14 protein-coding genes are annotated in these 15749 nt (G+C 60.2%); 11 read left to right on the top strand and 3 right to left on the bottom strand.

Annotated elements, in window-relative coordinates; all coding sequences use genetic code 11:
- The first annotated feature begins 19 nt into the window (after positions 1–19).
- From ACIPQ1_RS06820 to ACIPQ1_RS06795, 6 genes are all read left to right on the top strand, one after another.
- Positions 20–976: an ABC transporter permease gene (locus ACIPQ1_RS06820; protein ID WP_186728398.1), complete on the top strand. Its 957-nt coding sequence runs from the start codon at positions 20–22 to the stop codon at positions 974–976.
- Positions 973–1848 carry an ABC transporter permease gene (locus tag ACIPQ1_RS06815; RefSeq protein WP_053121195.1) on the top strand — a complete coding sequence of 292 codons (876 nt, stop codon included), beginning with the start codon at positions 973–975 and terminating at the stop codon, positions 1846–1848. The genes ACIPQ1_RS06820 and ACIPQ1_RS06815 overlap by 4 nt, the downstream gene beginning before the upstream one ends.
- Before the next feature lies 1 nt (position 1849).
- Positions 1850–3691 carry an ABC transporter ATP-binding protein gene (locus tag ACIPQ1_RS06810; RefSeq protein ID WP_446533810.1) on the top strand — a complete coding sequence of 614 codons (1842 nt, stop codon included), beginning with the start codon at positions 1850–1852 and terminating at the stop codon, positions 3689–3691.
- Positions 3688–4845, top strand: a complete 1158-nt coding sequence (gene argE, locus ACIPQ1_RS06805; RefSeq protein ID WP_446533809.1) for an acetylornithine deacetylase — start codon at positions 3688–3690, stop codon at positions 4843–4845. Before ACIPQ1_RS06810 ends, argE begins: the two co-directional genes overlap by 4 nt.
- A 131-nt stretch (positions 4846–4976) precedes the next feature.
- Complete coding sequence (locus tag ACIPQ1_RS06800; protein WP_446533808.1) at positions 4977–6434, top strand: NAD-dependent succinate-semialdehyde dehydrogenase; 1458 nt, start codon at positions 4977–4979, stop codon at positions 6432–6434.
- Between the two features lie 34 nt (positions 6435–6468).
- Entirely contained in the window at positions 6469–7548 is a 1080-nt protein-coding gene (locus ACIPQ1_RS06795; protein WP_250963805.1) for a tartrate dehydrogenase, read from the top strand.
- A 578-nt stretch (positions 7549–8126) separates the two neighbouring features.
- On the opposite strand, the gene ACIPQ1_RS06790 is transcribed toward ACIPQ1_RS06795, so the two are convergent.
- From ACIPQ1_RS06790 to ACIPQ1_RS06780, 3 genes are all read right to left on the bottom strand, one after another.
- The gene (locus ACIPQ1_RS06790) at positions 8127–8831 is read right to left on the bottom strand and encodes a cupin domain-containing protein (RefSeq protein ID WP_250963697.1); all 705 of its coding nucleotides are present in this window, start codon (positions 8829–8831) and stop codon (positions 8127–8129) included.
- Between the two features lie 49 nt (positions 8832–8880).
- Complete coding sequence (locus tag ACIPQ1_RS06785) at positions 8881–9738, bottom strand: GNAT family N-acetyltransferase (RefSeq protein WP_250963698.1); 858 nt, start codon at positions 9736–9738, stop codon at positions 8881–8883.
- Between the two features lie 224 nt (positions 9739–9962).
- A complete protein-coding gene (locus ACIPQ1_RS06780; RefSeq protein ID WP_250963699.1) occupies positions 9963–10889 on the bottom strand; it encodes a 2-hydroxyacid dehydrogenase in 927 nt (308 codons plus the stop codon).
- A gap of 286 nt (positions 10890–11175) precedes the next feature.
- Here ACIPQ1_RS06780 and gabT point away from each other — a divergent pair, with 286 nt between their 5' ends.
- The 5 genes from gabT to ACIPQ1_RS06755 all read left to right on the top strand — a co-directional run bounded on the left by gabT (position 11176) and on the right by ACIPQ1_RS06755 (position 15725).
- Complete coding sequence (gabT, locus tag ACIPQ1_RS06775) at positions 11176–12468, top strand: 4-aminobutyrate--2-oxoglutarate transaminase (RefSeq protein ID WP_446533807.1); 1293 nt, start codon at positions 11176–11178, stop codon at positions 12466–12468.
- A gap of 89 nt (positions 12469–12557) precedes the next feature.
- Entirely contained in the window at positions 12558–13214 is a 657-nt protein-coding gene (locus tag ACIPQ1_RS06770) for an HAD family hydrolase (RefSeq protein WP_446533806.1), read from the top strand.
- Between the two features lie 46 nt (positions 13215–13260).
- Complete coding sequence (locus tag ACIPQ1_RS06765; RefSeq protein WP_008146530.1) at positions 13261–13749, top strand: Lrp/AsnC family transcriptional regulator; 489 nt, start codon at positions 13261–13263, stop codon at positions 13747–13749.
- Positions 13750–13937: 188 nt separating this feature from the next.
- Positions 13938–14363 (top strand): VOC family protein, encoded by a 426-nt coding sequence (locus ACIPQ1_RS06760; protein ID WP_250963702.1) that lies wholly within the window; start codon positions 13938–13940, stop codon positions 14361–14363.
- A 111-nt stretch (positions 14364–14474) separates the two neighbouring features.
- Complete coding sequence (locus ACIPQ1_RS06755) at positions 14475–15725, top strand: cation:dicarboxylate symporter family transporter (RefSeq protein WP_446533805.1); 1251 nt, start codon at positions 14475–14477, stop codon at positions 15723–15725.
- Positions 15726–15749: the final 24 nt, after the last annotated feature.

Raw genomic sequence — 15749 nt, 5'->3', positions numbered from 1 at the left:
ATTGCATGAGGGTCGGATGATGAACAGCAACACACTCTGGTTGATTGGCCGCCGCCTGGGGGCGGCGGTCGTGACCTTGTTGATTGTCTCCATGGTGGTATTCGCCATCACGGCGGTACTGCCGGGAGACGCGGCGCAACAGGCGCTGGGGCAGTTCGCCACGCCAGAACAAGTGGCGGCCCTGCGGACGAAAATGGGTTTGGACCAGCCCGGTGTGTTGCGATACCTGCACTGGCTGACGAGCCTGCTCAGCGGTGACCTGGGCATGTCGATGTCCAACGCCATGCCGGTCATCGATCTGATGGCCGGCCGGGTCCCCAATACGTTGATGCTGGCGGCTGCCACCGCGTTGGTGTCGGTGCCTGTGGCCTTGGCCCTGGGCATCGGTTCGGCCATGGGCCGGGGCGGGCGCATCGACAGCTTCCTGAGTTTCTTCACCTTGACCATGGTGGCGGTGCCGGAATTCCTGGTCGCCACCTTGGCGGTGCTGATCTTCGCGGTGAACCTGGGCTGGTTGTCGGCGCTGTCCTACGCCAGTGACATCACCTCACCCTGGCAATTCATGCGCACCTACGCATTGCCGGTCATGACGCTGTGTTGCGTGATTGTCGCGCAAATGTCGCGCATGACCCGGGCGGCGGTGATCGATCAGCTCGACAGCCCTTACGTGGAAATGGCCCGGCTCAAAGGCGTGAGCAATATCCGCATCGTACTTCGGCATGCCTTGCCCAATGCCATCGGCCCCATCGCCAATGCCATCGCCCTGAGCCTGTCCTACTTGTTGGGCGGGGTGGTGATCGTCGAAACGATCTTCAACTATCCCGGCATCGCCAGCCTGATGGTCGATGCCGTGACCAACCGCGACATGGCCCTGGTCCAGGCCTGCACCATGTTGTTTTGTACGGCGTACCTGGCATTGGTCTTGATTGCCGACCTGTGCGCGATACTGTCCAATCCGAGGCTGAGAAACCAATGAACAATCTCATTGTGAAGTCCCCGACGGCGGCCGTTGCGCTGGGGTTGGGCAAAGATGCCCACGCCAAGTCCTGGCTGGGGCTGGTCGGTGCTGCGATGTGTGTGATCTGGTTGCTGGTGGCCATCTTCGGCCCGTGGCTGGCGCCACATCCGGTGGGGGAGGTGGTCTCCGACAACGTATTCGACAGCCTCAGCGCAACGTACCCGTTCGGCACCGATTACCTGGGCCGCGACATGCTCAGCCGGATCCTCGTCGGCGCGCGCTTCACCGTCGGCCTGGCGTTGGTGGCCGCGGTGTTGTCCAGCACCCTGGGGACCAGCCTGGCACTGCTGTCGGTGGTGTCGCCGAAATGGCTGGACGAGTTGATCAGTCGCCTGATGGATGCGTTCATTTCGATCCCCAGCAAGATGCTCGCGCTGATCATGGTTTCGGCCTTCGGCTCTTCGGTCACCTTGCTGATCTGCACGGCGGTGTTGAGCTACACCCCCGGCGCGTTCCGCATCGCCCGCAGCATGGCGGTGAATATCGAGGCCCTGGAATACGTGCAAGTGGCCCGTACCCGGGGCGAGCGTCGGCTGTACATCGCCTGCGTGGAAATCCTGCCGAACATCCTCAACCCGGTGTTGGCGGACCTGGGCCTGCGCTTTGGTTTCATCGTGCTGCTGCTCAGTGGCATGAGTTTCCTGGGGCTGGGCGTGCAACCGCCAGATGCCGACCTGGGCTCGCTGGTGCGCGAGAACATCGGTGGGCTCAATCAAGGGGCACCGGCCATCGTGATTCCAGCACTGGCCATCGGCACCCTGACCATCGGCGTGAATCTGTTCATCGACCGGTTGTCGTCGCGACGTAGCCGACGTTCGGGAGGTCATTGAAATGAGCGAGTTGATTCGAGTACAGGACCTGCGCGTGGTCGCCTGTGGCGAGCGTGGTGAGGTGGACATCGTCAAGGGCGTCAGCTTCTCCCTGCAAAAGGGTGAAGTGTTGGCGTTGATCGGCGAGTCCGGTTCCGGCAAGACCACCATCGCCCTGGCGCTGCTCGGTTATGCCCGGCGCGGGTGTCGGCTGGCGGGCGGCGTCGTGCAAATCGGCGAGCATGACATGCTGGCGTTGGGCGAAAGCCAGTTGCAGAAGTTGCGCGGCAATCGGGTGTCCTATATCGCCCAAAGCGCCGCCGCGGCGTTCAACCCGGCGAAAAAACTGATCGATCAAGTGGTGGAGGGCGCGCTGATCCATGACTTGGGTAGCCGGGCCGTGCTTGAGGCCAAGGCCATCGAGTTGTTCCGCGACCTGGCCTTGCCAGACCCTGAGCGCATCGGCCAGCGCTATCCCCACCAGGTGTCCGGCGGACAACTGCAACGGGTGATGGCGGCCATGGCGCTGATCAGCGATCCGTTGCTGGTGGTGCTCGACGAGCCGACCACGGCCCTGGATGTGACGACCCAGATCGATGTGCTGCGAGCCTTCAAACGGGTGGTGCGTGAACGGGGGGCCACGGCCGTCTATGTGTCCCACGACCTCGCGGTGGTGGCGCAGATGGCTGACCAGATCGTCGTGCTCAATGGCGGCGAAATCTTCGAGCACAGCGCCACGGCGCCTTTGCTCAAGGGGCCGGCCCACGAATACACCCGCAGCTTGTTGGCGGCGGCGCGGCCGGACACGACGATCCGCCCACCGAGCGACATCGCCCAGGACACGCCACTGCTGACCATCCAAGGGCTGACCGCCGGCTACGGCAACAAGAATGCCCAGGGCATGCCAGCGATTCGGGTGCTGGAAGACATCGACCTGACGGTTCGCCGAGGCCAGGCCATTGGCGTCATTGGCGAGTCGGGCTCTGGCAAATCGACCCTGGCACGGGTCGTGGCCGGATTGCTGGTGCCGGCCCTTGGCGGGCTGACCTTTGATGGCCAGCCCCTGGGGGGCAGCCTGTCGTCGCGCACCCACGAACAGTTCCGACGCATTCAAATGGTCTTCCAGAATGCCGACACTGCCCTCAACCCGATGCACAGCGTCAGCACGATCCTGAGCCGTCCGCTGAAGATGTACTTCGGCCTCAAGGGCGCGGCGTTGCGCGAGCGTATCGGCGAATTACTGGACCTGGTGCGTTTGCCGCGCACGATGGCGGACCGACGCCCGAACGAACTGTCCGGCGGCCAGAAGCAACGGGTCAACCTGGCCCGGGCCTTGGCGGCCAAGCCGGACCTGATCCTCTGCGACGAAGTGACCTCGGCGCTGGATACCGTGGTCGGCGCGGCGATTCTCGAACTGCTGCGCGACCTGCGCCAGCAACTGGGAGTGTCCTATCTGTTCATCAGCCACGACATCTCCACCGTGCGCGCCTTGTGCGACGACATCGTGGTCATGTACAGCGGACACAAGGTCCAGGCCGGTAGCCGCCAATCCTATGCCGAGGCGCCGTTCCATCCGTATACCGACCTGTTGATTCATTCCGTACCGGAGCTGCGCCAGGGCTGGCTGGAAACCTGCGGGGCAACGACCTGCCAGACGCTGCCGCCCGTTGGCCCGAAAGCCAACGTGCCCGGGCTGTGTACCTTCCTCAGTCGCTGCCCGGTACGGGTAGACGGGCTGTGCAATTGCGTCGCGCCGCAGCGGCGGATGATTGTCGGCGGCAGCGAAATCCTCTGCCATCACGACAGCGCCGAACTGATGAAAACCCAGCAATCGAACAACCTGACCGTGGCGGCGTACGCATGAAACCCCGTGTATTGGAGATTCTCAAGCGGCTGATGGCCTTCGATACCGTCTCTTCGGAATCGAACATGGCCTTGATCGAGTATGTACGCGATCTGCTGCTGACCAAGGGCATCGAGTCGCTGATCGTCCAGGATGAAAGCGGCCAGAAAGCCAATCTGTTTGCCAGCACCGGACCCCGGGACGTGCCGGGGGTCCTCCTGTCCGGTCATACCGACGTGGTGCCGGCGGCGGGGCAGGCCTGGACTGTCCCGGCGTTTGAGGCGACGGTGCGGGACGGGCGGATCTATGGTCGGGGCAGTTGCGACATGAAGGGTTTTATCGCACTGGCCACCGACGCCATGCTCGATGCCAGCGAACAGCCATTGAGCCGGCCATTGCAACTGGCGTTGTCCCATGACGAAGAGATCGGGTGCGTGGGGGTGCGTCGTTTGCTCGATGTGCTGCACCTGGCACCGGTTCGGCCGTTCCTGTGCGTGATCGGTGAGCCGACCAATATGCAGTTCGTGCTCGGGCACAAGGGCAAGGGTTCCTACCGCACCTACTGTCGCGGCCTGGAAGCGCATTCCTCACTCGCACCGCGTTCGGTCAATGCGATTCACGTGGCCTGCGATTTCATCGCCGCGCTGCGCCAGAGCCAGCAGCAGTTGCAAGAGCAGGGGGCACGGGATACCGATTACGACGTGCCCTACAGCACCGTGCATGTCGGCCAGATTGTCGGCGGCAAGGCGCTGAACATCGTGCCCAACCTGTGCACCCTGGATTTCGAAGTGCGCAACTTGCCAGCGGACGACCTGGACGGGTTCCTCGAACAGATGCGCGAGCGGGCCGAACTGATCGTGCGCGAAGCCAAGAAGCTCTCCAGCGTGGCCGCGATCGAAATCGAGACCTTGAATGTCTACCCGGGCCTCGATACCCATCCGAGCGTCGACGCGGTGCGTTTCCTGAAAAATTTTGCCGCCCCGGACACCGGCACCGCCAAAGTCTCCTTCGGCACCGAGGGCGGGTTGTTCAAGCAACGCCTGGACGTGCCGGTGGTGGTCTGTGGCCCAGGCTCGATAGAACAGGCGCACAAGCCTGACGAGTTCATCGAGATCAGCCAACTGGTCGCAGGCGAGCGTTTTCTGCAGGGGCTGTTGGGCTCGATGCGCATCTAATCGTGCCACGGTAAAGCCTGCCGTCGAATGCTGATTTTCAGCATTCGACGGCTGTAGGACCGGCGTTTTCAGCATCCTCATCCATGGCGACTCAATAGACTGGAGACTGTCTCAGAACAGGACTCCACGCCATGCTCAAGAATCGCCTGAAAGACCCCAGCCTGCTGGTTGAACTCGCTTACATCGACGGTCAATGGGTCGGCGCCGACAACGCCGAGACCTTGGACATCATCAATCCGGCCACCGGCGAAGTGCTCGCCAAGGTGCCGGCGATACAAGGCAGCGAAACCCGGCGCGCCGTCGAAGCCGCCGACCGTGCCTGGCCGGCCTGGCGTGCACGTCCGGCGGCAGAACGGGCGGCGCTGCTGGATCGTTGGTATCAGGCCATGATCGACAACCTCGACGACCTGGCGTTGATCCTGACCTGCGAACAGGGCAAGCCGCTGACGGAAGCCCAGGGCGAGATTCGCTACGGTGCCAGCTTCGTCAAATGGTTTGCCGAAGAAGCCCGACGGGTCTACGGCGAAACCATCCAGGCCCCCAGCGGTGACCGCCGCTTGCTGACCCTCAAGCAACCGGTCGGCGTTTGCGCCGCGATCACCCCGTGGAACTTCCCCAACGCGATGATCACCCGCAAGTGCGCGCCGGCCTTGGCCGCCGGTTGCACGATCGTGGTCAAACCGTCAGACCTGACCCCACTGTCGGCCTTGGCCCTGGCCGTGCTGGCCGAGCGGGTCGGCATTCCCGCCGGGGTGTTCAATGTCGTCACTGGCATGCCTGTCGGCATCGGTGAAGAGCTGACCGGTAACCCAACGGTGCGCAAGCTGTCCTTCACCGGTTCCACCGCGGTTGGTCGACTGCTGATGCGCCAGAGCTCGGAACACATCAAGCGCTTGAGCCTGGAACTGGGCGGTAACGCGCCATTCATCGTGTTCGACGACGCCGACCTGGAACAGGCGGTGACCGGCATCATGCTCAGCAAATTCCGCAACGCGGGACAGACCTGCGTCTGCGCCAACCGAATCCTGGTGCAGGATGGGATCTACGAGCGCTTCGCCCAGCGCCTGGTGGAGGAGGTGGGCAAGCTCAAGGTCGGCGATGGCCTGCAGGACGGCGTAAACATAGGTCCCCTGATCAATGCGGCGGCGGTCAGTAAGGTCGCTCGACACATCGACGAGGCGTTGAGCCAGGGCGCGCGTCTACTCTGTGGTGAGATCCCCCAGGGCGGCAGCCAGTTCGTCCAGCCGACGGTGCTCGGCGAAACCCATGCCGGGATGCTGCTGGCCAACGAAGAAACCTTCGGCCCAGTGGCACCGCTGATGCGCTTTCGCACGGAAGAAGAGGCGCTGGCCTCGGCCAACGCAACGCCTTATGGCCTGGCCGCGTATTTCTTCACCCAGGACCTGCGCCGCTCATGGCGGTTCGGCGAGGCGTTGGAGTTTGGCATGATCGGTCTCAATACCGGGCTCATTTCCATGGACGTCGCGCCCTTTGGCGGGATCAAGCAATCCGGCCTGGGGCGTGAAGGCAGCAAGTACGGCCTGGACGAATTCCTTGAAGTCAAAGCCTTCCACATGGGTGGGTTGTGACCCGGTCAGCGTTTGAAGAGAGGAGGCACGGTTGATGAGCAAACCATTCAGAATCGCCGCGATTGCCGGCGACGGCATTGGCAAGGAAGTCTTGCCACAAGGGCTGCGGGTATTGGAGCAGGCCGCGAAGAAATGGCAATTGGATTTGAGCATTGAAGTGCTCGACTGGGCCAACTGCGATTATTACCTGGAACACGGGCAGATGATGCCCGACGACTGGTTCGAGCAGCTCAAGGACTTCGACGCGATTTATTTTGGCGCCGTGGGCTGGCCGGACAAGGTGCCGGATCATATTTCCCTGTGGGGTTCGCTGTTGAAGTTTCGTCGGGACTTCGACCAGTACGTGAATATCCGTCCGGTGCGATTGTTTCCCGGTGTGCCGTGCCCGTTGGCAGGGCGCGAAGCCGGGGACATCGATTTCGTGGTGATTCGCGAAAACACCGAGGGCGAATATTCCTCGATTGGCGGCAAGATGTTCGAAGGCACCGAGCACGAGTTCGTGCTGCAGGAGTCGGTGTTCACCCGCCGTGGCGTGGACCGGATTCTCAAGTTCGCCTTCGACCTGGCTCAGACCCGGCCGCGCAAGCGCCTGACCGCGGCGACCAAGTCCAACGGCATTTCCATCAGCATGCCGTACTGGGACGAACGCACAGCCCTCATGGCGCAGCAGTACCCGGACGTCACCTGGGACAAGCAACACATCGACATCCTGTGTGCGCGCTTCGTGCTTCAGCCTGATCGTTTCGATGTGGTCGTGGCGTCGAACCTGTTCGGCGACATCCTGTCCGACCTCGGGCCGGCCTGCGCTGGCACCATCGGCATCGCCCCCTCGGCCAATCTCGACCCGGAGCGACGTTTTCCTTCGCTGTTTGAACCGGTTCATGGTTCGGCGCCGGATATCTATGGACGGAACATCGCTAATCCGATTGCGATGATTTGGTCTGGGGCCTTGATGCTGGATTTCCTTGGCAACGGCGATGAGCGTTATCGTGCGGCTCATGACGGTATTCTCAGGGCCATCGAGCAGGTCATCGCAGAGGGGCCGATTACGCCTGACCTGGGCGGGCAGGGTTCTACTCAGGAGGTTGGTCAGGCTGTGGCGATGGCGCTTTGATTGGCTTGCCCGCGATGAGGCCGGCAAGTCCAACATCCATGTGACTGAACCACCGCCATCGCGAGCAAGCTCGCTCCCACAAGGGGGCTGCGGTGTACCCGAAATTGGTGTACGCCACCGATCCCTGTGGGAGCCGGGCTTGCCCGCGATGAGGCCGGCAAGTCCGACATCCATGTGACTGAACTACCGCCATCGCGAGCAAGCTCGCTCCCACACCGGATTTTCGGCAGACACTTAACACACATGCGCCCAGTTTCCCTGTGGGAGCGAGCCTGCTCGCGAACGGGCCGGCACCTTCAATATTTTCATTGAATGAGCCATCGCCATCGCGAGCAGGCTCGCTCCCACATGCAATCTTCAGTGGACACAACATTCATGTCCAACACAGACCCCCTGTGGGAGCGAGCTTGCTCGCGATGAGGCCAGTCAGCCCAGCACCCATGCGACTGAACCACCGTTATCGCGAGCAAGCTTTGCTCCCATGGATCTGATGGGTATACGACTGGGAGAGGCAGGTCGGCTTTAAGGCCGCCTCGTGGTTAACGGATATTTACACCAAGAAAAGCTACACCAGGCGATCACTTGCAAACATAGAACTTGCGCACATAGACACTGCTCTTCCACGCGCAGGGAGTGCCTCGCGGTACGAACACTGTATCTCCCGTGTTGACCGCCAGTTGGGTCCCATCGACTTGGAGAATGATGCTGCCTTCGACCAGGTACATCAACTCATGCATCGTATGTGGCCGCGCCCTACGGACATAAGGTGTCGAATCCCAAATGCCGATGCGCAGGTTGGTCGCGTCCTCGACGAACAAGTTGTTCGAGCGACATTGTGGCGTCGGGCTCAGCAGGAACTCTTCACTCGGAGGCGTCGAAGGGGAGAGCAGGGTGTGCGGGGGGAGAGCGGTCAGCCCTATGTTGCCGGCTTCAACCGGTTGGATATCGGCACAGAATGCCCAGAGCGAACCCGGTTGCGCCTCGATCCGAACCGATGTGCCGCGGGCAATCACGGCGCTGTCACCCGGATTGAGTTCGAGCGAGTGCTCCTGGCTCTGCAGGGTGACGTGTCCCGCGTGGACAACAATCGTTTCGCTGTAGGGGTAGTCATCGGTGCTGAATTGCCCGCTCGCTTGGACGATGCCGGCAGCAATGTCATCGGTCCCGACATAAGCGATCTGCCGGTCGAAAGGATCGTTGGCGCCCAATGAGCCGCGGGTGAATGCCGTGGACGCGGGAGTGCCGTTGGCATGGGCCAGCAGCACGGCAGTGGGTTCTAGCATGAGGGTGTTTCTCCAGGAGAGTGGATGGTATAGCGGTGATGGAGGGGCGTCAGCCGATGGCCTGGGTCACCAGCGCAAATTGATGTACGCCGCCGCTGGCCTGGGGCGGGGTCCCGCGGACCATTTGGGCGACGGTGTCGACCTGTTTCAACCCGGCTTCTTCCAGCCAGGCACCCAAGCCGCTGTCGGGCAGTACATCCATGCGCACGAAAGCGTCCGGTACTTGCGCCAATAACACGGCGATCAAGTACCTGGCCTGCCCTGGATTTTCTGCCACGACCGGGCCGATATAACGACCGCGGCCGAAGGGACGCAAAATGGCGAATCCGCGCAGTTGTCCATCGCGCTCGATGCCCACGACGTCGTCGACACTGTCGAACAGATCGTTGAGCACGGTATGCCTGTCCAGGCCGCTGCCGGCATTGGCGAGTTCGATCACCTCGTTTCGATCGGTGTCGGTCAGGCGGCGCAGACGCTCACCGGATGGCAGGTCCGTGGAGGCAGGGGGCAATACGTTGCCCTGATGCTGCTGGATATGCCCAAAGTCAACGAATCCCTGGCTGGCGTAAAGGGGCGCGCCGGCCAACGTCGCATTGAGCACCGCGGTCCGCGAACCGCACGCTTCGAGCGCCAGTTCCATCAATCTGCGCCCGATGCCCTGGCCCTGGTACTCATCGCTGACGATCACCAGGCCAATCGTGGCGTAATCACCCTGCGGGCAAGTGAACGCGGTACCGATCAGACGCCCTTCGTCCTCTACGACAAAGCCTTGGGAGACACGCTGCAGCATGGCCCAGTCTTCCAGACGGTGGGGCCATTTCAACTGCACGGACAAGGCATGGGCCGCCGCCACATCGGCAGCGGTCATGGGGCGGTAGGCATAGACAGGGCGTTGCGAGTTGGACATGACAGATCTCCATGGACAAGGGAGCGTGACCGGTCGGATTTCTCCGCTGAAAGTATGGGTATCTCACCTGCCGCCAGGCCTGACAAGAGGCCGGCATTGATTCGGTAGATTGCATAAGTTGCGGCTTCACGCGCCGCAGTTATTGCTCAAATCCGCGGCCGGCCCAGCAGCAAATATCAGCGTCTTTTTTGTCGGTGCTTATGCAGACGCATGGGCTGCGCGGGTCAATAACGTCGCTGGCGATCAATCTGGCCGAGCATCGATTCGCCGCGTTGATGCCGACGGATATTTTCCAGCAGCACGCCAAAGGCGCTTTCGGGTTGGGTCATCGCCGCGATATGCGGCGTCAGCACTATCTGAGGATGTTGCCAGAACGGGTGATCCGGTGCGGCCGGCTCCTGTTGCAGGACGTCGAGCACCGCGGCACTGAGTTGACCGCTGGCCAAAGCCTCGAGCAGGTCCGCTTCTATCAGGTGCCCACCGCGGCCCATGTTGACCAGGGCCGCGCCCTGGGGCAGGTGTCTGAACAATTGACGGTTGAGAATCCCTTGGGTCTGCTCGGTCAATGGCAAGACACAGATCACGATGTCGCATTGGCCGAGGAACGCCGGGAGTTGTTCGTTACCGGCAAAGCAATCCACGCCAACGATAGTGTGTTCGCTGCGTGCCCAGCCGGATAAGGCGAAACCAAAGGTCTGCAAGGTGGCCAGGATCTGCTGGGCCTGCATGCCAAGCCCCATGACACCGACCCGACGCTGGGCCGCCGGTTGCAGCAAGTGCGCCTGCCAGCATCGGGCGAGCTGTTGCTGGCGATAACGGAGCATATCCCGGTGCAGGCTGAGCACGGCGAAACTGGCGTACTCGCACATGCCCCGGGTGATACCAGGATCGAGTAGACGCACCACCGGCAGGGACATCGGCAGGCGATCAAGGTCGAGTTGGTCGACCCCGGCCGACAACGCGAACAGCACTTCAAGGTTCGGCAACAGTGCTTCGAGGTCATCCGGCGTCTGCCAAGCGGCGAGGTAGCGAATGTCCTTCGGATCGCCGATGTCCGGCCAGGCACGCCATTCGATATCCGGCGCGTGCTCGGCGAACAGACGCTTCCATTGTTCGCCGCGTACCGGGTCGGCTTTATAAAGCAGGGCCATGGGTCACTTCTCATACTGGATAGGGAACATCCAGCATGCCCGAGTGGTAAAGCAGGATGTATCAAAAGGGCCTGCGTAATCCGTCGACACTGCGTTGTATGGGGCGTTTGCCGGCAGATTCCATGGGGCTGGAGGCGGCTGAAGGAATCTGCTGTTTGCCGGGGTGAAAACAGTCGATCCGAATTTCCCAGAGGCCAAGTTCGGCTTAGACAATTGCGTCGAACGCTTAACCTGTGGAACACATCGCAACCGTTTCCCGGTTGCCTGGTTCACTGTGGGAGATGCCATGAACAGTAAAGTCGAAGAAACCCCAAGCTTGCTCCGTCAACGCGATCAATTCGTGCCACGGGGTCTGGTCACCGCACATCCACTGGTCATCGACCGGGCCCAGGGTGCCGAGGTGTGGGACGTGGACGGGGCGCGCTATCTGGACTTCGTCGGCGGCATTGGCGTCTTGAACATCGGCCATAATCACCCGAAGGTGGTCGCGGCGGTGCAGGCCCAACTGCAGAAGGTCAGCCATGCTTGCTTCCAAGTCGTGGCCTACAAACCCTACCTCGACCTGGTCAAGCGCCTGTGCGAGCTGGTGGGTGGCGAGCAAGCCTACAAGGCGGCGCTGTTCACGTCCGGCGCGGAGGCGGTGGAGAACGCGGTGAAGATCGCCCGTGCCCATACCAATCGTCCCGCCGTCATTTCCTTCCGTGGCGGTTTCCATGGTCGTACCTTGCTGGGTACGACGCTGACGGGCATGAGCCAGCCCTACAAACAGAACTTCGGGCCCTTCGCGCCTGAAGTCTTCCATACCCCATACCCGAATGCCTATCGCGGTTTCAGCAGCGAGATGGCGTTGCAGGCCCTCAACGAATTGCTGGCGACCCAAGTCGCTCCGGATCGGGTTGCAGCGATCATCATCGAGCCGGTGCAGGGCGACGGCGGCTTCCTGTCCGCGCCGCCAGAGTTTCTCCAGGCGCTGCGGGCCCTGACCGAGCAACACGGCATCGTGCTCATTCTTGATGAAATCCAGACCGGCTTCGGCCGTACCGGCAAGTGGTTCGGTTTCCAGCACGCCGGGATTCAGCCGGACCTGGTCACCGTTGCCAAGAGTCTGGCCGGTGGCTTGCCCATTTCAGGTGTGGTGGGACGTGCGCACATCATGGACGCGCCGTTGCCCGGCGGTCTCGGCGGCACCTACGGCGGTAACGCCTTGTCGTGTGCGGCGGCGCTGGCGGTGATCGACGCTTACGAACAGGAGCAGTTGCTTGAGCGTGGCCAGGTCCTGGGCGCGCGGCTGCGTCAGGGCCTGCTGCGCTTGCAGGCACGTCACCCGCGCATCGGTGACGTGCGCGGCACTGGCTTCATGTTGGCCATCGAATTGATTAAAGACGATGAGGCCCGCAGCCCCGACGCCGAACTCACCCAGCAACTGATCGACCAGGCCAGGGTAGGCGGGCTGTTGGTGATCAAATGCGGGGTGTACCGCAATGTCCTGCGCTTCTTGGCGCCCTTGGTCACCGAAGAAAGCCAGATCGACGAAGCACTGGCCATTCTTGAAGAAGCTTTGCTACGCGTGTTGGATTAATCTCAGGTCTCGGTCGGCGCCTGTAACGAGGTGCCGACCGAGGGCATTTAGCGCAGATGGATTGATGAATGCACCATGGGAGGCGACACATGCACCTGACTGATTATCGTGCGCTGCTGATCGATTGCGACGAAGTCTTGGTCGATAGGGACTCCGGTGTCTGGACGGCCCTGCAACCCTTGCTCGACAACCACCCGGGCACGCCGGACAGGGACGCCGTGTTGGCGGAATTCGACGCGGCGGTGCGCGGGCTTTATCCGCGTTTCTCCGAACTCGGCTTCAGTGGTTTGTTGTGCTTCGCCCATCGGCAACTGGCAGAGCGCCTGGGGCTCAAGGTCAGTTGGGAGGAGGGCATGAGCTTTGCCCGTTCGGCAGGCAATTGGTCGCTGTTCGAGGACGCACCCGGCGCGATGTTGTACTTGCGTAAATTCTACCGGTTGCTGGTGTACTGCGACCGCGATGCCGAGGATCGCGAGCCCCTCTGCGAGCGTTTGGGGATCCCTCCCGAGGACTTGCATTCCCGAGCGAACAATCCATTGGAAGATGAGGCATGGCTGCAAGCGAACACGCTCAAGCCTGAAAACATCATGCAAGTGTCCAGGCCACCTGCACAAGCGCCAAAGTCAGCGGGCCTGTGCCTGATCCGCCGTGGCCATGAGGCTGATAATCAAGAATATTCTGCCGATTTCTACATCACCAGCATGGCCGACCTGGTCGCTCAGCATCAGCTATCTTTGCGCCGTTGAATTTGCTAAAACCACTGTCAACCTGAAGACAACCGAGGGGTACACGATGGAAGGTTTAATAAAACTAGACCGAATTGATATCAGTATCCTTGTTGAACTTCAAAAGGACGGTCGAATGACCAACGTCAGTCTGGCCGATGCCGTGGGGCTTTCATCCAGCCCATGCCTGCAGCGAGTCAAGCGACTTGAGTCGGCGGGTTATATTTCCGGCTACAGGGCTCATCTCAACCTGGCCAAGATCACTGACTCGGTCACGGTCTTCACTGAAATCACGCTGAGCGACCACAAGCGCGAGGACTTCGCCAAGTTCGAATCCAATATCCGCTTGGTCGATGAGGTACTGGAGTGTCATTTGATCAGCGGCGGCTACGACTACCTCGTGCGTTTCATGACCTGCAGCATCCAGCATTATCAGGAAGTCATCGAAGGGTTGCTGGACAAGAACATCGGCATTTCCAAGTACTTCAGCTATATCGTCATCAAGTCCCCGGTGCTAAAGGATGGGGTGCCGTTGCGTAGGTTGTTGCGTCACTGATACATCCTGGCGGCAAACCGAGCTTTTGGACTGCTCACAAGCAACAAAAAAATTTGTGCTTGTAGAAAATTTATATTGATTTTTTTTAGGCGTATGCGGCTTTAGCATGAATATGGCCTAAGAAGCCCGGCAGACAGCGAGCCCGTTGTCCGTTTGGAAATCAATAAAAATTGCAGCCCGGAGTCCCGATGAGTCTTTCTCCTTTCCACCTCGCAATCCCCGTGTATGACCTGGCCGCCGCACGCACATTCTACGGTGAAGTGTTCGGTCTTTCCGAAGGGCGCTCCAGCAACCAGTGGGTAGACTTCGATTTCTACGGCCATCAATTGGTCATCCATGAGCACCCTAAAACCGCTTCTCAAGAAAGCGTCCATAGCAACCCCGTAGACGGTCACGACGTACCGGTGCCTCATTTCGGGATCATTCTGGAATGGGCACAATGGGAAGCGTTGGCCGAGCGCTTGAGAGCCTTCGATACCAAGTTCGTCATTGAACCCTACATCCGATTCAAAGGGCAGGTGGGGGAACAGGCCACCATGTTCTTGTTCGACCCCTGTGGTAATGCACTTGAGTTCAAAGCCTTCAAAGATATGAGTCAGCTCTTCGCAAAATAATAAAAAACCTGGCGCGAATACATCGCGCCAGGAAATTTCAAATGAGCTGGAAGCTCATGAATCTAGCTACTGCCCTTAAGCAGTCCTTTCATTCCAAAAAAAAGGCTAGACATGAAACGTATCCCATTGGTTTGGCAGATCGTTGCTGGTCTGTTGCTCGGCGTGCTCGTTGGTTGGTACTTCAATACCCACCCGCAACATCAGGTTTGGGTCAGTACCGAAGTGCTTAAACCCCTCGGCGACATTTTCATCAAGATGATGAAAATGGTCGTTGTTCCCATTGTTTTTTGCTGCATGATCCTCGGCATTGCCGGGGGCGGCGATAACAAGTCCTTCGGTCTTATGGGGGCAAAGTCCCTGATTTACTTTTTTGCGATTACCACCCTGGCCATCGTGCTGGGGCTGTGCTTTGCCAATCTGTTCGAGCCTGGTCAGGGCACCCAGATTGCTGGCATCGCCCACAGCGGTAGCTCGGTGGTCACCATTGAACCGTCTAAAGGTGCACTGGTCATCCTGCAAAACATCGTGCCGGATAACGTGATCGTGGCGATGTCGGAAGCGAAGTTGTTGTCGGTGCTGTTTTTTGCCGTCCTGCTCGGAATGGCGCTGAATACATTGCCCAAAGCGAAGAGCGCACCCGTCATTGCAATCATCCAAGGCTTTTCTGATGCCATGTTCAAGGTCGTGTCGTTTGTCATGGCGTATGCACCGATTGGTGTGTTTGGCATGATCGGAGCAACCGTTGCGACTTTTGGATTCGCCTCGTTGTTACCCTTGCTCAAGTTGATTGGCGTGGTCTATCTCGCGCTGATTACTTTTGCATTGGTTTTACTGGGGGGCGTTTGCTACTTGATCGGTGAGAATGTATTCAAGTTGATCAAGTATTTCCGGGATGAGTTGATTCTGGCGTTTTCGAGCGCTGCCTCAGCAGCGGTCATGCCACAATTGATGACCAAGCTTGAAGCGTACGGCGTCCCTGCGCGTATCGTCAGTTTCGTCGTGCCAGTGGGCTATGCCTTCAACTTGGACGGGGCTTCGATTTTCCTCGGTGTGGCGACGATCTTCATTGCCCAGCTGTACGGCATCGATCTTTCATTGACTCAGCAGATCTTGCTCGTAGTCACGATGGTATTGACGTCGAAGGGCGCGGCAGGTGTGCCTGGTTTCGCCATCATTATTCTGTCTGCGACCCTGGCGTCAGCCGGGCTGCCATTGGAGGGGGTCGCGTTGATCGCCGGGATTTTCAGGATTATCGACAGTGGAACCACCACCTTGAACGTCTTGGGTAATGCGATTGCGCCCTTGGTAATCGCCAAGTGGGAAAAGGCACCGCTTGTACGGAAAAAAGCCGTGGGCGCTTAGAACGCCGGGGCAGCGACACAAAAG

Source organism: Pseudomonas sp. LARHCG127, from assembly GCF_052871455.1.
Note: the sequence above shows the minus strand (reverse complement) of the source record. Positions and strands in the feature narration are given on the sequence as shown.